This window comes from Streptomyces sp. NPDC043908 (genome assembly GCF_056435525.1).
Genome location: NZ_JBWKEI010000007.1, coordinates 149745 through 169349, shown reverse-complemented (window position 1 = coordinate 169349; position 19605 = coordinate 149745). Strand labels below are relative to the sequence as shown.

Sequence of the window (19605 nt, the reverse complement as noted above, 5' to 3'; positions counted from 1 at the left end):
GCGGAGAGGCAGTGACGAGCGGCGTGAGTGCGGGGCGATGGCGAACGGCGGGCAGCGCCCTGGTGCGGGTGGTCGTGGTGTGGGCGGTGTCCACCCTCACGATGATGGCGCTCGCGGGGATCCTCCCGGACTTCCGGCTGAAGTCCGCGGGCGGCGACAGCATCACCCGCGTCGCGCTCACCGCGGTCTGGGGGGCTGGGGCGTTCGGTCTGCTCAGCGCCCTGGTGTGGCCGCTGGTGGTGCGAGCCTTCCTGCTGGTCCCGGCCCTGGTCCTGGGCCTGTTGGTGTTCTTCCTCAACGGCTCGCTGCTGCTGATCGCGCTGAGCCTGATCCCCAGCGGGCGCGGCGCGGCCCAGCCGGAGACCGCGGTGGTGGTGGCCGCGGTGATGTCGGCCGTCGCCTCGGCGACGTCCACCGCGCTGGCGGTCCGCGACGACAACGCCTACCGGCGCCGACTCTCGCGCCTGGCCGACCGGCGCCGCCGCAGACGCGGTGACGACCGGCCGGGCGAGGAGACGCCCGGCACGGTCTTCCTCCAGCTCGACGGCGTCGGCCACGACGTGCTGTGCCACGCGGTCGGCACCGGTCTGATGCCGACGGTGGCCGGCTGGCTGGAGCGCACCCACCGGCTCACCCCCTGGCGCACCGACTGGTCCAGCCAGACCGGCGCCAGCCAGCTCGGCATCCTGCACGGCTCCACCTTCGACGTGCCCGCGTTCCGCTGGTACGAGAAGGAGACCGGCGAGCTGATGGTCTCCAACCGCCCGGCCTGCGCCGTCGAACTCCAGCGCCGCGCGGTGGAGCGCACCGGCGACGCCGGACTGCTCACCGTCGACGGCGCCAGCCGGGGCAACCTCTTCTCCGGCGGCGCCGACCAGCTCGCCCTGGTCCTGTCGATGGCGGCCCGGCGCGGCCCGCGCAACCGCTCCCGGGCGGGCTACTTCGCGTACTTCTCCGACCCGGCCAACGCCGTGCGCACCGCGCTCTCCTTCGTCGCCGAGGTCGGCCGGGAGATCGGCCAGTCCACCCGCGCCCGGCTGCGCGGCGAGACGCCGCGGGTGCGGCGCGGCGGGCTCTACCCGTTCATCCGGGCCTTCGCCACCGTCGTCGAACGCGACGTGGTGGTCGCCGCGGTGATCGGCGACATGCTCGCCGGGCGCACCGCCGTCTACGCCGACCTGGTGGCGTACGACGAGGTGGCCCACCACTCCGGGCCGCGCGGCCGGGACGCCCGCAAGGTCCTGGAACGTCTTGACCGGTCGATCGCGCTGCTCGCCAAGGTCGCCGAGCACGCCCCGCGCGCGTACCGGATCGTGCTCCTGTCCGACCACGGGCAGAGCCCGGGGGAGACCTTCGCGGGTGCCTACGGACTGACCCTGAAGGACCTGGTGCGGGCCGGGTGCGGGCTGCCCGTGCCGCGCGGCGCCGGGCGCACCAGGAGCGGCGCGGAGGCGCGGGACGCGGTGCGGGTCGCGCTGCACCGGCCGGTCGCGGGCAACGGGGAGCCGGGCCCCGCCTCCGACCCGGTCGTGCTCGCCTCCGGCAACCTCGGCCTCGTCTCCTTCCCCGGCACCGCGGGGCGGCTCAGCCGCGAGGAGATCGACCGCCGCCACCCCGCGCTCCTGCGCACCCTCGCCGGCCACCCCGGCATCGGTTTCCTGCTGGTGCGCAGCGAGGAGCACGGCGCGGTCGTCATCGGCGGGGCGGACGCGGACCGCCTCCAGGAGGTGCCGATCGGTGAACTGCGGGACGGCAGCGGCCCGCTGACCGGGTTCGGGCCGGGCGCCGCCGAGGCCGTGCGGCGCACCGACACCTTCCCGCACACCGCCGACATCATGATCAATTCCATGTACGACCCGGTCACCGGCGAGGTGCACGCCTTCGAGGAGCAGATCGGCTCGCACGGCGGGCTCGGCGGCGAGCAGGCGCACGCCTTCCTGCTGTGGCCGCGCGTGCTGTCGGCGCCGGTCGCCGAGGGGGACCTGCTGGTGGGCGCCGAGCAGGTGCACCGGGTGCTGCGGCGGTGGCTGCGCGAGTGCATGGGGCCGCAGGTGCCGGTTTCGGCCGGCCCGCAGATTCCGCGGCCCGAGGCAGAAGCGGAAGGACCTTTTCCGGTTGAGGGGGCGGCCGTACCGGACAAATCCGCGTGATTTTGAGCGGGGCCCTCCGTACCCGACCATGAACGGGTTTTGGCACGGAGAGAGGCGCACCACCCCATGACCACGCAGGACACCCAGAGCAGGCATGCCCGGCAGTTCGGATTGCCGGTGGCGACCGCCCTGGTCATGGGCAACATCATCGGCGGCGGCATCTTCCTGCTGCCCGCGTCCGTCGCCCCCTTCGGCACCATCAGCCTGCTCGCCTTCGCGGTCCTGACCGTCGGCGCGATCGCGCTGGCCCTGGTCTTCGGCCGTCTGGCCCAGCGGCTGCCGCGGACCGGCGGCCCCTACGTCTACGCGCGCGAGGCGTTCGGCGACTTCGCGGGCTTCCTCGCGGCCTGGTCGTACTGGATCACCACCTGGGTCTCCAACGCGGCGCTCGCCGTGGCGGCCGTCGGCTACCTCGACGTGCTGGTCCCCCTGCACGGCGACAAGGCGGCCACCATCGCGGCGGCCCTGGCCCTCCAGTGGCTCCCCGCGCTCGCCAACCTCGCGGGCACCCGGTACGTGGGCGCGGTCCAACTGGTCTCCACCGTCCTGAAGTTCGCGCCCCTGCTGCTGGTGGCGGTCGGCGGGCTCTTCTTCTTCGACCCGGCCAACCTCGGCCCCCTCCAGGCCGACGACCACAGCGCGATGGGCGCCGTCTCCGCCTCCGCGGCGATCCTGCTCTTCAGCTACCTCGGCGTCGAGTCGGCCGCCGTCAGCGCGGGCGAGGTCCGCGACCCGCGCCGCAACGTCGGCCGCGCCACCATCCTCGGCACCCTCGGCGCCGCCCTGATCTACCTCCTGGGCACCCTCGCGGTCTTCGGCACCGTGCCCCACGACCGGCTGGTGACCTCCACCGCCCCCTTCACCGACTCCGTGAACGCCATGTTCGGCGGCGCCTGGGGCGGCACCGCGGTCGCCGTCGCCGCCCTGGTGTCCATGGTCGGCGCCCTCAACGGCTGGACCCTGCTGAGCGCCCAGACCCCGTACGCCGCCGCCCGCGACGGACTGTTCCCGCGGGCCTTCGCGCGAAAGAACCGCGGCGTGCCCACCGTGGGCGTCCTGGTCACGGTCGTCCTCGCCTCGTCGCTGACCGTCTACAACTACACGGCCGGCTCGAAGGGCGTCTTCGAGATGCTGGTCCTGGTCACCACCTTCACGGCGACCGTCCCCTATCTGCTGTCCACGGCCGCCCAGATCTACTTCCTCGCCTCCGGCCGCGCCGACCGCGTCCACCGCGGCCGGCTCGTCCGCGACGGCCTGCTCGCCGCGCTCGCCGCCGCCTTCTCCCTCTGGCTGGTCGCCGGCTCCGGCTACCAGGCGGTCTACCAGGGCGTGCTGTTCCTCTTCGCGGGCGTGCTGGTGTACGCCGTCCTCGCCGCCCGCAAGCAGGCCGCGGGCCAGGACGCGGCGGAGCTGCCCGAGCAGGCGGTACGGGAGAGCGTCCGGGCATGACCGGGACGGGCGCCCGACTGGCCCGCCGGTCCGACGAGTTCACGCGCTGACGGACATTCACCCGGGAGAGGGGATCTCGCCCGGATCCGAGCAGGTCACGGTCGTTCGCGGGCAGGGTTGTGGCATGCCGCCCGCTCTCCCCGCCACCCTGCGCCGCACCCTCGTGGTGCTGCTCGTGGTGGCCGCGCTGCTCGGGGCGGCGCCGGGGGCGGAGGCGGCGGGGCCGCCCGTGGACCGGGCGGCCGCCTCCACGATGGTGCCGGGCCCGGTGGGCGAGGAGCAGCCCGACGAGGCCGCCCCCGCGCCCCGGACGGCGGCCCGCCCGAGCCGCCCGGCGCCGGACACCCGCTCCGCGCCGGCGGCCCCCCGACCCGCCGGACCCGGGCGGTCCGCGGCGGCCCGGGGCGGTCCCGGTCGGCCCGCCTCCCCCGACGGGGTGCGCTGTGTGGTGCTGCGCTGCTGAGCGTTCCGTGCGGAACGAACCAGCGGTACGTCAACTCACCAGCACAGCGAGGTGGTTCAGCCATGCCCATCGACCCCTTCGCGGCGCTCAACGCGATGCTGCGCGCCGAGGCCGCCCGGATCCGACCGGCCACCGCGACCCCCGAACGCGAGGACCCCGAACCCCGCGAGGAGCCGCGCCGACCTCCGGCCGACCCGCACGGCGAGTAGCCGGGACCCCCACGGCAGGGCGGTGGCCCGTTCCTGGCCACCGCCTTGGTGACCTGCTGTTCTCACGGAGGGTGACGACAGCGGGCGGTCCGTCGTGCGGTACTCCGTTCGGCGGCTTACGTTTGCTCCGGGAACACCCGACCGAGAGGTCTGCCATGCGCGGAGGTACGACAGCGGGCGCGGCCGGTGCGGCGATGGCGCTGCTCGCCCTGGCGGTCCCGGCCGCGGCGGACGGCGCCCAGCCCGATCTGAGCCGCTTCTACTCCCAGCGCCTGGTCTGGGGCGGCTGCACGGTCAAGGACGCCCCCAAGGGCATGGAGTGCGCCGAGCTGACCGTGCCCATCGACTACGCCCGGCCCGAGGACGGCACCATCGCCCTGGCGGTGGCCCGGGTGCGGGCGGCCGAGTCGGGCGAGGGCCCCACCGGCACGGGCACCGGGGCGGCCCCGGCCCGCGCCGGCGCCCCCAAGGGGTCGCTGGTGCTGAACTTCGGCGGCCCGGGGGAGTCCGGCCTCAAGGGGCTCGGCGACTTCATGGCCGACACCGCGCGCCTGGCACCCGCCTACGACCTGGTGACCTTCGACCCGCGCGGGGTGGGCCGCAGTGCCCCCGTCCGCTGCGGAGCCGAGGCCGAGGAGGTCATCGAGGGCTCCTCCGGCAGCGTTCCGGCCGATGACGCCGAGGGGAGGGCCCAGCTCGTCGAGGAGCTGCGGGCGGTCGCCGAGGGGTGCCGCAGGACCACCGGCAAGCTCCTGCCGTACGTCGGCACCATCAACGCCTCGCGCGACCTGGACGTACTGCGCGGGGCGCTCGGCGACCGGAAGCTGAACTACTTCGGCATCTCCTACGGCACCCGGCTCGGCGCGGTCTACGCGGCGCAGTTCCCCCGGCGCACCGGCCGGATGGTCCTGGACGCCGTGGACTCGCTGACGGCAGACGCCGCCCGGTCCGCGTTCGCCCAGGCCACGGCCTTCCAGAAGGCTCTGGACGCCTTCCTTTCGGACTGTGCGGCCCGGGGCGCCCGCTGCCCGCTCGGAGCGAGCAGCGCCCGGGCGGCCGGCACGCTGGACGCGACCGTCGCCCGGCTGGACCGCGCCGGCGCCAAAACCGCCTCCGGCGCCGACTTCACCTCCGCCGACCTGCGGACCGCCCTCACCGACGCGCTCTACGCCGAGCAGCTGTGGCCGGCGCTCGCGCGGGGCATCGCGGCCCTCCACGACCGGGGCGACCCGGCGCTCCTGGAGGAGATCACCCGGCAGTTCGCGGGGAAGGACGCGCGGAGCGGCCGCACCGAGGACGACAACAGCCGCGAGGCGCTCCTCGCCGTCAACTGCGCCGACGACCCGGTGCGCGCCAAGGACCCGGCCGCGGAACTCGCCTCACTGGAGGCGAGGTTCGCCAAGGCCAGCCCCATGTTCGGCCCCGAGCAGGTGGGCGCGGCGATCTCCTGCACGGGCTGGCCCGCCGGTACGGACTACATCCGCTCGATCCACCGCACCGGCGCGCCCCCCGCCCTGCTCATCGGCACCAAGGGCGACCCCGCCACCCCCTACCCGTGGGCGGCGGAGACGGCCCGGCGCCTCGGCAAGGGCGTGGTCCTCACCTACGAGGGCGAGGGGCACGGCGGCTACACCGCCTCGCAGTGCGTCCGGGACGCGGCGGACGCCTTCCTGCTCGACGGCGTCCTGCCCGCCGCGGGGACGTCCTGCGCCCGCGAGACGCCCTCGCAGCGCTGAGGCGGGCTCTGGGCGCGGCGGGTCTCAGGTGCTCATCGCCGCCGCCATCGCAGCCGGGACCGGGGCCGCCGCGACCCAGCGCCCGATCGCCGTCTCGGCCGTGATGCCGGGGCCGAAACCCGCGATGAGGCCGCCCGCCCCGTCGGCGGCGCCCCCCTCGTCGAAGAGCCGGGCCAGCGCGTCGAAGACCACGGAGCTGGCGATGTTGCCCCGCTCGGTGAGGGTGGCCCGGCTGAAGCGGAACATCTCCGGCGGCAGCTCCAGGAAGTGGCACAGGTCGTCCAGGATGCGCGGGCCGCCCGCGTGCACGATGAAGAAGTCCATGTCCGGGATGGCCCAACTGTGCTGGGCGACCAGCGCCTTGAGCGCGGGAGCGAGCATCTCCATGGTGCCGGGGACGCGCTTGTCGAGCAGGAAGTGGAACCCGGTGTCACGCACCGCGTACGAGATCCAGTCCTCGGTGTTGGGCACCAGGTGCGAGCCGTTGCGTTCGATCCGTACGCCCGTGCCGCCCTCGCCGCGCACCACGGCCGCGGAGATCGCGTCGCCGAACAGACCGTTGGAGAGCAGCGAGCCGACGCCGATGTCGGTCGGCTGGTAGCAGAGCGAGCAGAACTCGCAGGACACGATCAGTACGTTGGCCCGCGGATAGGCGGTGCAGAAGTCGTGGGCGCGGTTGATCGCGGCGCCGCCCGCGGCACAGCCGAGCTGGGCGATCGGCAGCTGCCGGGTCTCGGTCCTGAATCCCATGGTGTTGATCAGCCAGGCGGTCAGCGACGGCATCATGAAGCCGGTGCAGGAGACGTAGACGATCAGGTCGATCTCCTGCGGCTCCACCTGGGCATTGGCGAGCGCCTGCCGGACGACCCCGGGCACCCGGGCCTTGGCCTCCGCCTCGTACAGCAGGTTGCGCTCCTCGAAGCCGGGGTGGCGCAGGGTGTCCTCGATGGGCTGCACGAGGTGGCGGGTGAGGACCCCGGTGTTCTGGATGAGGCGCAGGACGAGGTCCCGCTGGGGGTGGTCGGCGTGGGTCTCACGGGCAAGGGCGAGCGTCTCCTCCTGCGTGATCACATGGTCGGGTACGGCTACTGAGGGGCGGCACAGGGTGGCCATGGAACTTCCTTGTCTCCTGCCGGGCGGACGCCTGCGGTTTCCACGCGGGTGCTCCAGGGGTGTGCGGACGTGTGCCTGTGACGTATCCCCGAGCGTGATCATGGGCATGTCCTCGAAGGGGGCATTTAACCGATTAGAGGGATATTACGGACCGGGTAGGTCACTCGGGTGACGGGCCCCCGGGACGGGCCCGCGACGACCCGGGGCGGACCGGGCCGGCCGGCCCCACCCGGACCGCCCTCCGGACGGCATTACCTGGGCGGTAATCGACCCCCGCCACCCCCGCCCGGCAAGGTGGAGCCATCGGGTCCCGGGCGGCGCACTCCGGCCGGGGCCCGGCTTCCACCCCGGTACCTGTCTTCCCGATCCACTTCCACGGAGGCTGATTCCCTTGTCCGAGAACCGCTACGAGACCGCCGTCGCCCGCTACTTCGAGGCGTGGAACGCCACCGGCTCGGCCGAGGAGCTGGCCAAGGCCGTCGAGGCCGCCTGGAGCGAGGGCGGCGGCTACACCGACCCCCTGTCCGACGTCACCGGCCACGAGGCCATAGCGGCGGTCATCGGCGGCACCCACGCCCAGTTCCCCGGTTACGTCTTCCGTCTGGAGGGCGCGGTCGACGGGCACCACGACGTGGCCCGGTTCCGCTGGGAGCTGGTGTCGGTCGCGGACGGGTCCGCGCCGGTCGCCGGATCCGATGTGGTCACCCTCGCCGGGGACGGCCGGATCGCCACCGTCGCGGGCTTCCTCGACCGCGTACCGCCTACGGCGTGAGCGACCGGAGGTACGCGAACGTCTCCGGGTCGGCCGGCAGGAACGTCTCGATGGCCAGCTCGGAGACGGTCACGTCCATCGGCGTGTTGAACGTGGCGATCGTCGACAGGAACGACAGGACCGTGCCCCGGTGTTCGATGCGCAGCGGCAGCGCGAAGGGGCAGTCGGCGCGCTCGGAGGTGTCCTCTTCGGCCGTCTCCGGAACCGGGTGCGCCGCGACCTCCTCGTACAGCTCGCGCAGCGCGTCCGAGCGCAGGAGCGCGATCTGACGCTCCATCTGCTCCAGCAGGTGTCCGCGCCACTGGCGGAGGTTGCGGATGCGCGGCGCCAGGCCCTGCGGGTGCAGGGTCAGGCGCATCGCGTTGAGCGGCGGGACGAGCAGCCGCTCCGGCACGCCTTCGAGGAGCATCGCGATGCCCCGGTTCGCCGCCAGGACCGTGTACGTGCCGTCGACTATCAGCGCCGGGAACGGCTCGTACCCCCGCAGCAGGCGCTCCATGCCCTCGCGCAGGGCGCCCATGGAGGGGTCCTCCAGGGACGTCTCGGTGAACCGCGGGGCGTAACCCGCCGCCAGGAGCAGGGCGTTGCGCTCGCGGACCGGCACATCCAGGTGCTCCGCGAGGCGCAGGACCATCTCCTGGCTCGGGCGGGACCTGCCGGTCTCCACGAAGCTGATGTGCCGCGCCGAGGAGTCGGCGCGCAGGGCGAGCTCCAGCTGGCTGATCCTGCGCTGCTCGCGCCAGCCGCGCAGCAGCGGCCCTACTCCCGTGTCGGTCGCGGCAGTTGTCGTCATGGTCAGACACTAACCCGGGCCACTGACAGCGCCCGGCGCCGCACCCCCCACCCGGCCAGCGCGACCGCCGCGGCCACCGCGTACGCGCTCGTCCTGACCGTGTCGAAGGAGTCCGGCACGGCCCGCGCGGTCACATAGCAGACGGCCCCCGCCGCGGCGACCACCAGCCACTCCCAGCGGCCGTCCAGGGCCACCAGCGCGACGAGCAGCAGCGCGTACCAGGAGTAGCCGGGGGTCATCAGGCAGAACGCCCAGCCCAGCACCAACAGCGCGCCGGACCAGGGCCGTTCGGGGTCGCCCCGGCGCAGTACGTACAGGACGACGAGCGCCATGACGAGGAGCGCCGCGGGCAGCGCCCAGGCGTCCGGGATGACCAGCCGCAGCAGTCCGTACCGGCTGCGGGCGGACGCGTCGTCGTACCCCTCCTCCTTGGCGTACCCGCCCAGATAGCCGAAGACCGAGGAGTCCGAGACCAGGACGTACGGCAGATAGGAGAGCGCCACGCACAGCGCCGCCGGGACGAGGACGGCCGCCGCGCGCCGCCAGTCGGGGCGGCGCCCCGCGAGCACGCCCGCGAGGGCGCCCGGCAGCACCACGGCGGGCAGCATCTTCGCCGCGATCCCGGCGCCGATCAGGACCCCGCCGGCCGCTGCGCGCCGCGCCGCGACCGCGCCGAGTCCCGCCACGGCCAACAGCACCGCCAGCACGTCCACATGCGCGTTGTTCACCGCCTCGACCGGCACCGCGGGGCACCACGCCCAGTACGCCGCCCGCGCCGGGTCGGCGCCGCGCCGCCGCAGGACGAGCAGCAGCACACCCGTGGTGGCCACCGCCAGCACGGCGCCGCCCATCTGCAACGGCTTGTGGCGGGCGGCCGAGGGGGACAGGCCGTGGACACCCAGGAAGTACGCCTCCGCCACCGGGGGGTAGATCGTGTGCACCCTGGGGCGGTTGAGGCGGGTACAGCGGTCCGCCTCGCCGAACCGGGCCCGGTCCGGACCCCGGCACGCCGTGCCCCGGGGGAACAGCCAGTCGTCGCGCAGCGACGCCAGCTCCCGGTCGGCGGGGGCGTGGTCGTAGGGCGAGATCCCGGCCGCCTGCACCCGGCCGTCCCAGGCATAGCGGAACATGTCCGTGCTGGTGGTCGGCGGCGCCGCCAGACCGGTCGCCGCGACCAGCACCCCGCCCGCCAGGACCAGGCCCGCACGGTGGCGCGCCGGGACCCGCCGCAGCGACCGGGCGGCCGCCGCGAACAGCAGCCAGCAGGCCAGATACCACCAGGAGAGCGTGCCGGGGCGGACGGGGCGGCCGCCCTCGACGGACGTGCACACGAGCACGGCGGTCAGCGCGGCCAGCAGCACGGCGGCCGGGGCCGAGCGACGCAGCGCGCCGGGCGCGGCGGCGGGCGGGGCGGTCGGGGCGGCGGCGGTTCGCGGAGCGATCACCCGACCACATTCGCAGGCCGGCGGGCGCCCGGACGGCCCAACCCGCCACGCGTCCGGGAACCGTAAGGTGTCAGGCGCCCTGTTCAGGGCGGTCAGGGGATGTCATGGGGACATGAGGCCACGACGTCCGTTCCCCCCGCCGCCGTCCACGCTGCTGCCGTCGTTCCGGGGCGCGCTGCACGACAGGCGCACCACGACGGCGATCGGCTGGCTGCTCGGCGCGGCCGTGCTCGTCTGCATGGTCACCGGGGTGCTCAGCCACTACCTCCAGCACCCGCCGGGCTGGCTGGCGAACGAGCTGCCCGCCCGCCCCGGCTGGGGCTACCGGATGACCCAGGGCCTGCACGTGGGGGTGGGCATCGCCGCGATCCCGCTGCTCTTCGGCAAGCTGTGGACCGTCTACCCGAAGCTGTTCGTGTGGCCGGCGTTCACCGGCGTACGGCACGCGCTGGAGCGGCTCTCGGTTGCGGTGCTCGTCGCCGGCGCGATGTTCGAGCTGCTGACCGGGCTGCTCAACACCGTGCAGTGGTACCCCTGGCCGTTCAGCTTCGTCCCCGTGCACTTCGCGGTCGCCTGGCTGCTGACCGGCGCGCTGCTGCTGCACCTCGCCGTCAAGTGGCCGGACATCAGGGCGTACTGGTGGCGGCGCTCGCCCGCCACGCGCGCGCTGCCGGGCGAGCCGGAGAACGCGCTCGACCGGCGCTCGCTCCTCACCGGTCTGGCGGTCGCGGTCGGCGCGGTGACCGTCACCACGGTCGGCCAGTCCGTGACCCCGCTCAAGTCCCTCGACCTGCTGGCGCCGCGCCACCCCGACCACGGCCCGCTGGGCCTGCCCGTCAACCGCACGGCGGCGGCGGCCGGGACGACCCGGGTCGACACGGCGGCCTGGCGGCTGACGGTGGCGGGGCCGCGCCCGTACGAGCTGAGCCTCGACGAGCTGGCCGCGCTGCCGCAGTACGAAGTCGAGCTGCCCATCGCCTGCGTGGAGGGGTGGAGCAAGAACGCGCACTGGACCGGCGTACGGATCAGGGACCTGATGGAGCGGGCCGGGGCGCCCGGGGCCGCGCTGCGGGTCGTCTCGCTCGAACGGCACGGCGCCTACCGGGTGATGGACATGGGCCGCACCTACGCGCGCGACCCGCTCACCCTCCTCGCGCTCCGGCTCAACGGACAGGTGCTCACCCCCGACCACGGCTATCCGGCCCGGATCATCGCCCCCAACCGGCCCGGCGTGCTCCAGACCAAGTGGGTCTCGCGACTGGAGGTGCGGTGATGGCGGGGCGGTACGCGGTGGGCGCGCTCGGGCTCGCGCTGATGGGGCTCGGCGTGTCGCTGGTGTGGGCGCAGGGGGCGTGGGACGTGGCGGTGTGGCTGGCCGGGGCGGTCGTGCTGCACGACGGGTTCGTCGCGCCGCTGGTGCTGCTGGTCGGCCTGGGCGTGGTGGCGGCCCGGCCCCGGGCGCGCGGCCCGCTGCGGGCGGCCCTGGTGACGGGCGGCTGCCTCACGGCGATCGCCCTGCCGGACATCCTGCGGCCGGGCCCGGTGACCAACGCGACGGTGCTGCCGCTGGACTACGTCCGCAACTGGCTGGTGCTGCTGGCGGTGGTCGCGGTCGCGGGGGCGCTGGTGGCGGCCGCGCAGAACGTGTGGCGCGGACGCGCCCGCCGCGCAGAGCCCCCGGCCTCCCCACCCGACCCCTGACGGACGCTGCCCCGCCTCCGTACCCTCCCGCGTGCCCCACGGAGGCGGGTCCGGCCCCGCGTTCACCCCCGGCGCAGTACGAGGAACGGGCGTCCGGCCGCTGTCCAGCGCTCGGCCGGGTGCCAGCCGGTGGTCTCCGCGTACCGCAGCAGGGCTGCGGTGCCCAGGCGCGACCAGGGGAAGGCCGCCCCGAAGGCGCCGCGTCCGTCGGCCACCCGTACCTCGACGTGTTCGTCCACGTCGAGGGGCGCCGCCTCCACGATCAACTGCCCGCCCGCGTCCACCAGCCGGGCCGCGCGCGCGAGCAGCGCCGCCGGGTCGCCGCCGATGCCGATGTTGCCGTCGAGCAGCAGCGCGGTGCGCCAGCGGCCCTCGCCCGGCAGCGGGTCGAAGACCGACCGGCACAGGGCGCTGCCGCCCGAGCGCCGGGTGCGGCGGACCGCCTCGGGGCTGACGTCGACGCCGAGCGCGGCCGTACCGAGCGCGGCCAGCGCCACCACCAGGCGCCCGGGCCCGCACCCGATGTCGAGCACGGCACCCCGGCACCGCCGCAGCACGGTGAGGTCGGCCGGGTCCGGCGCCGCGCACCACCGCTCCACCTCCAGCGGCAGCAGCCACCCGTCCCGGCGGTGCAGGAACAGCGGCCCGCGCCCGCTGCGCAGGGCGTCGGTGTACGGATCGGCCCGCCAGGCGAGCGCGGCGGGCACGGTCGTCGCGGTCATCGCGCGGCGCCCCGCCGCCCCGCCCCGGCGGCCGTCGCGAGGGCGCCGCCCCGGCACGCGGCCACCGCCCGCCCGAACCGGCCGCCGGGGACGAGCGCCGCCACCTCCGCCGCGTCGGCCGCCGTATCCACGTCCCGCAGCGGCGCCAGCTCGCGCACGGTGAGTCCCGCGTCGTCCAGCCGCCGCCGCTGGACCGCGCCCGTCTCGGGTACGGACATGGGCACCCCGCGCAGCAGGGACGGATCGGGGGCGGTCAGGCCCAGCGCCCAGAAGCCGCCGTCGGCCGCCGGGCCGAACCACGCCTCGCCGGGCGCCCAGCCGCCCAGCGCCGGGGCCAGCAGCGCCGGGCTCAGCTGCGGGGTGTCCATGCCGACGAGCAGGGCCGGGCCGGAGTCGAGCGCGAAGGCCGCCGCCAGCCGCTCGTCGAGACCGCCCGCCCCCTGCGGGACGACCTCGATACCTGGCGGCAGCCACGGCCCCGGCGCCCCGTCCAGGACCAGGATCCGGCGCCGGGCCGGTGCGGCGAGCACCGCGTCCAGCGTGTCGGCGAGCGCGGCCCCGGCGATGCGCGCGGCCTGCTCGGGCGAGTACGGCGGGGTCAGCCGGGTCTTGACCCGGCCCGGCACCGGCGCCTTGGCGATCACCAGCAGGGCGACCGGCGCGCCCTGCGCCGTCACCGGGTGTCCGCGGTCGTGGCGGGCCGCGGCGGGGCGGGCGGCAGCGCGAGCACCGAGCGCATGTCCCGTACGGCCTGCCAGGTGCCCCGCCAGGTGCCGGTCACCTTCGACCTGCCGGTGCGCGGCAGATACGGCACGTCGTGCTCGCGCACCCGCCACCCGGCGTCCGCCGCGCGCACCACCGTCTCCAGCGGATAGCCGCTGCGCCGGTCCGCGACGCCGAGGGCGAGCAGGGGCACCCGCCGGGCCGCCCGCAGCGGGCCCAGGTCGTGCAGCCGCAGCCCGGTGCGGCGGCGCAGCATCCGGGACAGGGCCAGGTTCCCGGCCCGCGCGTGCGGCGGCCAGGCCCCGGGCGCGGTGGGCCTGCGGCGCCCGAGGACGAGGTCGGCGTCCCCGGCGGCCACCTCCCGTACGAAGGGCGCCAGCAGCCCGGGGTCGAGCGAGCCGTCGCAGTCGCAGAAGCAGACGTACTCGGCGCGCGCCGCGAGCAGGCCCGCGTGGCAGGCCGCGCCGAAACCGCGCCGGGCCTCGTGCACCACGGTCGCGCCGAGCGCGCGGGCCAGCTCCGCCGAGCCGTCCGTCGAGCCGTTGTCGACGACGACGGCCCGCCACCCCTCGGGAATCCGGGCCAGCACCCAGGGCAGCGCCTCGGCCTCGTCGAGGCAGGGCAGTACGACGTCCACCGTCGTGGGAATCGAGTCGGTCACGCCCCTCACGGTACGAAGCCGCGGCGGACAAACCGGGACTTCGGGTTCTTACGAAACAGGGACATCGCCCCGCGTCCGCCATCCGGGTGGCGACGGCGGCGCCCGCCGGGTGCGACGCTGTGGCCATGCACAGTGACCGGTCCCGCATCCTCGTCGTCGACGACGACCCGACCGTGGCCGAGGTGGTCACCGGATACCTGGAACGCGCCGGGTACGAGGTCGAGCACGTCGGCGACGGCCCCGCCGCCCTGCGCGCGGCCGGTGCGCGCCGCCCCGACCTCGTCGTCCTCGATCTGATGCTGCCGGGCATGGACGGTCTGGAGGTCTGCCGCGTGCTGCGCGGCGCGGGGCCCGTACCGGTCATCATGCTCACCGCGCGCGGCGACGAGGACGACCGCGTGCTGGGCCTGGAGATCGGCGCGGACGACTACGTCACCAAGCCGTTCAGCCCCCGCGAGCTGGTGCTGCGCGTCGACTCGGTGCTGCGCCGCGCCCGGGCCGCCGGCGTCCGGCCGGGGCCGCCGGTGCGGCGGGCGGGCATCGTCCTGGACCCGGCCGCCCGCCGCGCCGTCAAGGGGGACACCGAACTCGCCCTCACCCTGCGGGAGTTCGACCTCCTGGCCTATCTGATGAGCCACCCCGGCGAGGCCGTCACCCGCGAGCGGCTGATGCGCGACGTGTGGGGCTGGGAGTTCGGCGACCTGTCCACCGTCACCGTCCATGTGCGGCGGCTGCGCGGCAAGGTCGAGGACGACCCCGCCAAGCCGCGGCTCATCCAGACGGTGTGGGGCGTCGGATACCGCTTCGAGGCACCGGACGACGGCGCCGGGCCGAGCCACGCATGGCACGCGGGGGAGGAGGTCTGAGATGAAGGACGTCCTGCTCATCGCCGTGTACGCGTTCCTCGGCGCCGCCGCCGCGGGCCTGCTCGGAGCGCTCGCGCTGCGCCTGCTGCGCCACCGCTCGGTGACCGCCTCGCTCGCCGTGGTGGCCGCCGTCGCGGTCAGCGCCATGCTCGCCGGGACCCTCGCGGTGGCCTGGGAGATGTTCCTGTCCTCCCACGACCTGAAGGTCGTCACCCTGGTCATCGCGATGGCCGCGGCCGTCTCGCTCGCCACCGCGCTGGTCCTGGGCCGCCGGGTCGTCACCAGCAGCCACCAACTGGCCCTGGCCACCCGCTCGTTCGGCGAGGGCGGCAGCTTCGCCGCGCCCGAGGGACCGGCCACCGCGGAACTCGCCGCGCTCAGCCGTGAACTGGCCGCCACCAGCGCCCGCCTCTCCGCCTCCCGTGAGCGCGAACGCGCCCTGGAGACCTCCCGCCGCGAACTCGTCGCCTGGATCTCGCACGACCTGCGCACCCCCCTCGCGGGGCTGCGCGCGATGGCCGAGGCGCTGGAGGACGGCATGGCCAAGGACCCCGAACGCTACTTCCGGCAGATCCGGACCGAGGTCGAGCGCCTCAACGCAATGGTGGGCGACCTCTTCGAGCTGTCCCGCATCCACGCCGGGGCCCTCGCCCTCAACCCGGCCCGGATGTCCGTCCACGACCTGGTGGGGGACGCGCTGGCGGGCGCCGACCCGCTCGCCCGCGAACACGGCGTCCGGCTCGTCGGCGACCGTGTCGAGCCGGTCCCGGTGGAGGTGGACGGCAAGGAGATGACCCGGGTCCTGGCCAACCTGCTGGTCAACGCCATCCGGCACACCCCGGCCGACGGCACGGTCGCGGTCGCCGCCGAGGCCAGCGCCGAGTCGGTGGTGCTGTCGGTGACGGACGGCTGCGGCGGCATCCCCGACGACGACCTCACCCGCGTCTTCGACACCGGCTGGCGCGGCACCGAGGCGCGCACCCCGCCGGGCGGCGCGGGCCTGGGCCTCGCCATCGTGCGGGGCATCGTCGAGGCCCACGCGGGCAGCGCCGCCGTCCACAACGTGCACGGCGGCTGCCGCTTCGAGGTGACCCTCCCGGCGGCCCCTTCCTGACGGCCCCCGCGTCCCATCGGCTCTTTCCTGACCGCTCCCGGGCCTCCCGGCGGCTCTTTGACCGCCTCCGGGCCTCCCGGCGGCCCCTTGCTGACGGCCCCCGCATCCCGGCGGCGCCTTCCCGCCCCCCCGCCCTCCTGGCGGCTCCTTCTTGACCGGCCCCCGCCTCCCGCTCCCCGGCGACCCCTTCCTGACCGCCCCCCCCACCCCCCGGGTGGCCCCCCAGCGCTCAGCCCGCCGCCGGTCGCAGTTCCGCGCGGGCGAACTCCGTCATCCCCTCCGCGAACCCGACCTCCGCCCGCCAGCCCAGCTCCTCGCGCAGCCGCGAGGAGTCGGCGGTGATGTGGCGGACGTCGCCGAGGCGGTACTCGCCCGTCACCACCGGCGCGGGCCCGCCGTACGCCGCCGCCAGTGCCTGCGCCATCTCACCCACCGTGTGCGGCGTCCCGCTGCCGGTGTTGTACGCGGTCAGGGCCCCCGGCGGGCGCTCGCGCAGCGCTTCCAGCACCATCGCGTTCGCCGCCGCCACATCGCGCACGTGCACGAAGTCCCGGCGCTGGCGGCCGTCCTCGAAGACCCGGGGCGCCTCGCCGCGCGCGAGGGCCGAACGGAAGAAGGACGCGACCCCCGCGTACGGGGTGTCGCGCGGCATCCCCGGCCCGTACACGTTGTGGTAGCGCAGCGACACCGCGCGGCCGCCGGTGGCGCGCGCCCAGGCGGCGCTCAGATGCTCCTGGGCCAGCTTGGTCGTCGCGTACACGTTCCGCGGATCCGCCGGCGCGTCCTCGCCGACCAGGCCCGGCTCCAGCTCGGCGCCGCAGCGCGGGCACCGGGGCTCGAAGCGGCCCGCCGCCAGCTCCTCGTACGGCCGGGGCCCGGGGCGTACGGGCCCGTGGCGCGGGCACGCGTAGCGCCCCTCCCCGTACACCACCATCGACCCGGCGAGCACCAGGTCCGCCACCCCGGCCTCGGCCATCGCGGCGAGCAGGACCGCCGTGCCCAGGTCGTTGCAGGACACGTAGTCGGGCGCGTCGGAGAAGTCCGTGCCGAGGCCGACCATCGCCGCCTGGTGGCAGACGGCGTCCACGCCGCGCAGCGCCCGGGCGACGGCGTCGCGGTCGCGGACGTCGTCGCCGGGCCGGAGCGCGCGGTCGAGGACGACGGGTTCATGGCCCCGGGCGGAGAGGGCCCGGACGATCCGCGAGCCGATGAAGCCCGCGCCTCCCGTGACAAGTACACGCATAAGGGCGACGCTACGGAGACGGAGCCGCGGATGCCGCGCTCCACCCCGTACCGTCACCACCTCGTAAGGAGTCCGGTCATGCCCGTAGAGCCGCTGTCGCAGAAGGACATCGAGGACCGCCTGCGCGAACTGCCGGGCTGGTCGCTCCCGGACGGCGAGGAGCGCCTCGCCCGCACCTACCGCCTTGCCTCGCACTTCGCGGCCACCGCGATGGTCATCCACATCGCGCAGATCCAGGACGAACTGAACCACCACTCCGATCTCACCCTCGGCTACAACACGGTGGCCCTCACGGTGAACAGCCATGACGCCGGGGGCCGGGTGACGGAGAAGGACTTCGAGCTCGCCCACCGCGTCGAGGCGATCGCCCCCGGGCACGGCGCGGGCTGACCTCCCGGGGCGCGCGGGCCCCGGGAGGCGCCGGGGTCACGCGTCCAGCGCCGCCAGGTCGACCCGGGCCAGCCGCTCCAGGTCGGCGAGGATGTTGATCTCGACGATCCTGTCGTCCCGGACGGTAAAGCCGAGCACCGCCATCGTCCGGCCCTCCGGGGCGTTGACCACGCCCATGGCACCGTTGACCAGCGCCGGACGGGCGAACTTGGCGTACTGCGCGAAGGACAGCGCGTTCTGGACGACCGCGTGGGCGCCGAGCACGGTCTTGGACGGGGTGAGCGAGCCCGGACCGTAGTCCGCGCGCAGCACGATGTCCGGGTCGAGGGTGGCGAGCAGCCCGTCGAAGTCGCCGCCGCGCGCCGCCGCGAGGAAGGCGTCGACGACCTTGCGCTGCCGGTTCAGGTCGGGGTCGGGAACGGCCCGGCCCTGCACCCGGCGGCGGGCCCGGCTGGCCAGCTGCCGGGTCGCCGCCGGGGCGCGGTCCACGATGGGCGCGATCTCCTCGAAGGGGACGCCGAACATGTCGTGCAGGACGAACGCCAGCCGCTCCGCCGGGGCCAGCGTGTCGAGCACGACGAGCAGGGCGAGCCCGACCGAGTCGGTGAGCAGCGCCTCGTGCTCGGGGTCCACCCGGTCCGGGCGGTCCACGATCGGGTCGGGCACGTGGACGTCGAGGGGATCCTCGCGGCGGGCCTGGCGCGAGCGCAGCATGTCGAGGCAGACCCGTGAGACGACGGTGGTCAGCCAGGCGCTCAGATTCTCCACGCCGTCGCTGGAGCCGGCCGCCCGCAACCACGCCTCCTGGACGGCGTCCTCCGCCTCGCTCAGTGAGCCGAGCATCCGGTAGGCGACCGCCCGCAGGCGCGGGCGGTTCTCCTCGAAGCGCTCGGCCAGGGATTCGTTCTCGTCCATCGGTTCAGCTTCCTTCGTCGCGGCGTGTCGTCAATGCGGTGACAGACGAAAACCTAGTGCGAAGGAATGGCGGCTACCCGACGGCAGGTCCCGATTGCGGTAATCGGCCGCTCACGGAGGGCGTGGTGTTGGTCACGGCATGTTTCGGTCACCTGGCCAAAGACCGGTGGTCAGCCCCGCCAGTCACCGTCCGCCGCCGCGTCCCGCGCGAAGTCGGCGAACGCCTTGGGCTCACGGCCGAGGACACGCTTGACGCCGTCCGTGGCCGAGGAGTTGTGCCCGTCCAGCAGCGTCGCGAACAGCTCGGCGAGCCACCGGGCCTCCCCTTCGATGAGGCCGTACCGCATCAGCAGCTCCGCGTACTGGGCCTCGCTCACCGGCACGTACCGCACCGGCCGCCCGGCCGCCTCCGACAGAACCGCGGCGACCTGCGCCAGCGTCAGCGGCTGAGGGCCCGTCACCTCGTGGACGAGGCCCGCGTGTCCGTCCTCGGTGAGGGCCTTGACCACGACGTCGGCGATGTCACCGGCGTCCACCCACGGCTCGGCCGTGTCGCCCGCGGGGAACGGGATCTCGCCCGCGAGCACCCCGTCCGTCAGGGCGCCCTCGCTGAAGTTCTGGGCGAAGAACGCGGCGCGGACCACCGTGAGGTCCGTGCCCGCCGCGCGCAGCGCCTCCTCCGCGTGTACCGCCGCCGGCTCGCCCCGGCCCGAGAGCAGCACCAGGCGCCGCACACCGTGGCGGGCGGCGAGTTCCCCGAAGGTCCCCATCGCCTCGACGGCGCCGGGTGCGGCGAGGTCCGGGACGTACGTCACATAGGCGGAGTCGGCACCCGCGAGCGCGGGCCCCCACGTCGAGGTGTCCGCCCAGTCGAAGGGCACCTCGCCGCCGCGCGACCCGGCGCGGACCGGCACGCCGAGCGCGGTGAGGCGTTCGACGACGCGGTGCCCGGTCTTGCCGGTGCCGTTGGTCACGAGCACGGTCTGACGGGTATTCGGGTCGATGTGGCGACCGGCGTCCTGGCTGCTGTTCTGGCTGGAGTTGCGCGCTGTGTTCGTCATGCGTCCAGCTTCGTCGGCGCGGTCTGGACTCTCCATGCTCCAAGGGCTCATCCGCATACGTCTGCGTCTACTGCCCCGC

20 protein-coding genes are annotated in these 19605 nt (G+C 75.0%); 11 read left to right on the top strand and 9 right to left on the bottom strand.

Annotated elements, in window-relative coordinates:
- Positions 1-23: 23 nt before the first annotated feature.
- The 5 genes from AC069K_RS17570 to AC069K_RS17550 all read left to right on the top strand — a co-directional run bounded on the left by AC069K_RS17570 (position 24) and on the right by AC069K_RS17550 (position 6007).
- Positions 24-2150: a phage holin family protein gene (locus AC069K_RS17570; RefSeq protein WP_478617484.1), complete on the top strand. Its 2127-nt coding sequence runs from the start codon at positions 24-26 to the stop codon at positions 2148-2150.
- 66 nt (positions 2151-2216) lie between these two features.
- Entirely contained in the window at positions 2217-3599 is a 1383-nt protein-coding gene (locus AC069K_RS17565; protein ID WP_365099665.1) for an amino acid permease, read from the top strand.
- Positions 3600-3723: 124 nt separating this feature from the next.
- Positions 3724-4062, top strand: coding sequence for a hypothetical protein (locus AC069K_RS17560; RefSeq protein ID WP_478617054.1), 339 nt, complete (start codon positions 3724-3726; stop codon positions 4060-4062).
- Positions 4063-4124: 62 nt separating this feature from the next.
- Complete coding sequence (locus AC069K_RS17555; protein WP_365099669.1) at positions 4125-4271, top strand: hypothetical protein; 147 nt, start codon at positions 4125-4127, stop codon at positions 4269-4271.
- Positions 4272-4426: 155 nt separating this feature from the next.
- Positions 4427-6007: an alpha/beta hydrolase gene (locus AC069K_RS17550; RefSeq protein WP_478617051.1), complete on the top strand. Its 1581-nt coding sequence runs from the start codon at positions 4427-4429 to the stop codon at positions 6005-6007.
- 24 nt (positions 6008-6031) lie between these two features.
- Here AC069K_RS17550 and AC069K_RS17545 read toward each other — a convergent pair whose 3' ends face one another.
- Positions 6032-7120, bottom strand: coding sequence for a type III polyketide synthase (locus AC069K_RS17545; protein ID WP_365099673.1), 1089 nt, complete (start codon positions 7118-7120; stop codon positions 6032-6034).
- 391 nt (positions 7121-7511) lie between these two features.
- On the opposite strand from AC069K_RS17545, the gene AC069K_RS17540 reads away from it, so the two are divergent.
- Entirely contained in the window at positions 7512-7892 is a 381-nt protein-coding gene (locus AC069K_RS17540; RefSeq protein WP_478617048.1) for a nuclear transport factor 2 family protein, read from the top strand.
- Here AC069K_RS17540 and AC069K_RS17535 read toward each other — a convergent pair.
- Both AC069K_RS17535 and AC069K_RS17530 read right to left on the bottom strand, forming a co-directional pair.
- A complete protein-coding gene (locus AC069K_RS17535; RefSeq protein WP_365099675.1) occupies positions 7882-8685 on the bottom strand; it encodes a helix-turn-helix domain-containing protein in 804 nt (267 codons plus the stop codon). The two genes, AC069K_RS17540 and AC069K_RS17535, sit on opposite strands and share 11 nt — an antisense overlap.
- Positions 8686-8687: 2 nt before the next feature.
- Positions 8688-10130: a glycosyltransferase 87 family protein gene (locus AC069K_RS17530; protein ID WP_478617043.1), complete on the bottom strand. Its 1443-nt coding sequence runs from the start codon at positions 10128-10130 to the stop codon at positions 8688-8690.
- A gap of 112 nt (positions 10131-10242) precedes the next feature.
- Between AC069K_RS17530 and AC069K_RS17525 the strand changes: the two genes are divergently transcribed.
- Together AC069K_RS17525 and AC069K_RS17520 are read left to right on the top strand one after the other, a co-directional pair.
- On the top strand, positions 10243-11403 hold the full coding sequence (locus AC069K_RS17525) for a molybdopterin-dependent oxidoreductase (protein WP_478617040.1): 1161 nt from the start codon (positions 10243-10245) through the stop codon (positions 11401-11403).
- On the top strand, positions 11403-11831 hold the full coding sequence (locus tag AC069K_RS17520) for a hypothetical protein (protein ID WP_478617037.1): 429 nt from the start codon (positions 11403-11405) through the stop codon (positions 11829-11831). Before AC069K_RS17525 ends, AC069K_RS17520 begins: the two co-directional genes overlap by 1 nt.
- A gap of 62 nt (positions 11832-11893) precedes the next feature.
- On the opposite strand, the gene AC069K_RS17515 is transcribed toward AC069K_RS17520, so the two are convergent.
- The 3 genes from AC069K_RS17515 to AC069K_RS17505 are packed head-to-tail and all read right to left on the bottom strand — an operon-like array spanning position 11894 to position 13946.
- Entirely contained in the window at positions 11894-12553 is a 660-nt protein-coding gene (locus AC069K_RS17515) for a methyltransferase domain-containing protein (RefSeq protein WP_478617034.1), read from the bottom strand.
- On the bottom strand, positions 12550-13230 hold the full coding sequence (locus AC069K_RS17510; RefSeq protein WP_478617031.1) for a TIGR04282 family arsenosugar biosynthesis glycosyltransferase: 681 nt from the start codon (positions 13228-13230) through the stop codon (positions 12550-12552). The genes AC069K_RS17515 and AC069K_RS17510 overlap by 4 nt, the downstream gene beginning before the upstream one ends.
- The gene (locus AC069K_RS17505) at positions 13227-13946 is read right to left on the bottom strand and encodes a glycosyltransferase family 2 protein (protein WP_478617028.1); all 720 of its coding nucleotides are present in this window, start codon (positions 13944-13946) and stop codon (positions 13227-13229) included. The genes AC069K_RS17510 and AC069K_RS17505 overlap by 4 nt, the downstream gene beginning before the upstream one ends.
- A 116-nt stretch (positions 13947-14062) precedes the next feature.
- Here AC069K_RS17505 and AC069K_RS17500 point away from each other — a divergent pair, with 116 nt between their 5' ends.
- Both AC069K_RS17500 and AC069K_RS17495 read left to right on the top strand, forming a co-directional pair.
- On the top strand, positions 14063-14803 hold the full coding sequence (locus AC069K_RS17500; RefSeq protein ID WP_478617025.1) for a response regulator transcription factor: 741 nt from the start codon (positions 14063-14065) through the stop codon (positions 14801-14803).
- 1 nt (position 14804) lies between these two features.
- Positions 14805-15917 carry a sensor histidine kinase gene (locus tag AC069K_RS17495; RefSeq protein WP_478617022.1) on the top strand — a complete coding sequence of 371 codons (1113 nt, stop codon included), beginning with the start codon at positions 14805-14807 and terminating at the stop codon, positions 15915-15917.
- 229 nt (positions 15918-16146) lie between these two features.
- Here AC069K_RS17495 and AC069K_RS17490 read toward each other — a convergent pair whose 3' ends face one another.
- Positions 16147-17160 (bottom strand): NAD-dependent epimerase/dehydratase family protein, encoded by a 1014-nt coding sequence (locus AC069K_RS17490; RefSeq protein ID WP_478617019.1) that lies wholly within the window; start codon positions 17158-17160, stop codon positions 16147-16149.
- 78 nt (positions 17161-17238) lie between these two features.
- On the opposite strand from AC069K_RS17490, the gene AC069K_RS17485 reads away from it, so the two are divergent.
- Positions 17239-17550, top strand: a complete 312-nt coding sequence (locus AC069K_RS17485) for a 4a-hydroxytetrahydrobiopterin dehydratase (RefSeq protein WP_329402471.1) — start codon at positions 17239-17241, stop codon at positions 17548-17550.
- A gap of 36 nt (positions 17551-17586) precedes the next feature.
- Here the strand turns inward: AC069K_RS17485 and AC069K_RS17480 are convergent, their stop codons facing one another.
- Both AC069K_RS17480 and AC069K_RS17475 read right to left on the bottom strand, forming a co-directional pair.
- A complete protein-coding gene (locus tag AC069K_RS17480) occupies positions 17587-18465 on the bottom strand; it encodes a sigma-70 family RNA polymerase sigma factor (protein ID WP_478617016.1) in 879 nt (292 codons plus the stop codon).
- A 170-nt stretch (positions 18466-18635) separates the two neighbouring features.
- Positions 18636-19526, bottom strand: coding sequence for an NmrA family NAD(P)-binding protein (locus AC069K_RS17475; RefSeq protein ID WP_478617013.1), 891 nt, complete (start codon positions 19524-19526; stop codon positions 18636-18638).
- Positions 19527-19605: the final 79 nt, after the last annotated feature.

Excerpts from the sequence above, each read along its gene's own strand:
- AC069K_RS17525 (WP_478617040.1), top strand. The coding sequence starts at position 10,243 with ATGAGGCCACGACGTCCGTTCCCCCCGCCGCCGTCCACGCTGCTGCCG.
- AC069K_RS17495 (WP_478617022.1), top strand. The coding sequence starts at position 14,805 with ATGAAGGACGTCCTGCTCATCGCCGTGTACGCGTTCCTCGGCGCCGCC.
- AC069K_RS17550 (WP_478617051.1), top strand. The coding sequence starts at position 4,427 with ATGCGCGGAGGTACGACAGCGGGCGCGGCCGGTGCGGCGATGGCGCTG.
- AC069K_RS17475 (WP_478617013.1), bottom strand. The coding sequence starts at position 19,526 with ATGACGAACACAGCGCGCAACTCCAGCCAGAACAGCAGCCAGGACGCC.
- AC069K_RS17515 (WP_478617034.1), bottom strand. The coding sequence starts at position 12,553 with ATGACCGCGACGACCGTGCCCGCCGCGCTCGCCTGGCGGGCCGATCCG.
- AC069K_RS17485 (WP_329402471.1), top strand. The coding sequence starts at position 17,239 with ATGCCCGTAGAGCCGCTGTCGCAGAAGGACATCGAGGACCGCCTGCGC.
- AC069K_RS17555 (WP_365099669.1), top strand. The coding sequence starts at position 4,125 with ATGCCCATCGACCCCTTCGCGGCGCTCAACGCGATGCTGCGCGCCGAG.
- AC069K_RS17480 (WP_478617016.1), bottom strand. The coding sequence starts at position 18,465 with ATGGACGAGAACGAATCCCTGGCCGAGCGCTTCGAGGAGAACCGCCCG.
- AC069K_RS17535 (WP_365099675.1), bottom strand. The coding sequence starts at position 8,685 with ATGACGACAACTGCCGCGACCGACACGGGAGTAGGGCCGCTGCTGCGC.
- AC069K_RS17545 (WP_365099673.1), bottom strand. The coding sequence starts at position 7,120 with ATGGCCACCCTGTGCCGCCCCTCAGTAGCCGTACCCGACCATGTGATC.
- AC069K_RS17500 (WP_478617025.1), top strand. The coding sequence starts at position 14,063 with ATGCACAGTGACCGGTCCCGCATCCTCGTCGTCGACGACGACCCGACC.
- AC069K_RS17565 (WP_365099665.1), top strand. The coding sequence starts at position 2,217 with ATGACCACGCAGGACACCCAGAGCAGGCATGCCCGGCAGTTCGGATTG.
- AC069K_RS17560 (WP_478617054.1), top strand. The coding sequence starts at position 3,724 with ATGCCGCCCGCTCTCCCCGCCACCCTGCGCCGCACCCTCGTGGTGCTG.
- AC069K_RS17520 (WP_478617037.1), top strand. The coding sequence starts at position 11,403 with ATGGCGGGGCGGTACGCGGTGGGCGCGCTCGGGCTCGCGCTGATGGGG.
- AC069K_RS17490 (WP_478617019.1), bottom strand. The coding sequence starts at position 17,160 with ATGCGTGTACTTGTCACGGGAGGCGCGGGCTTCATCGGCTCGCGGATC.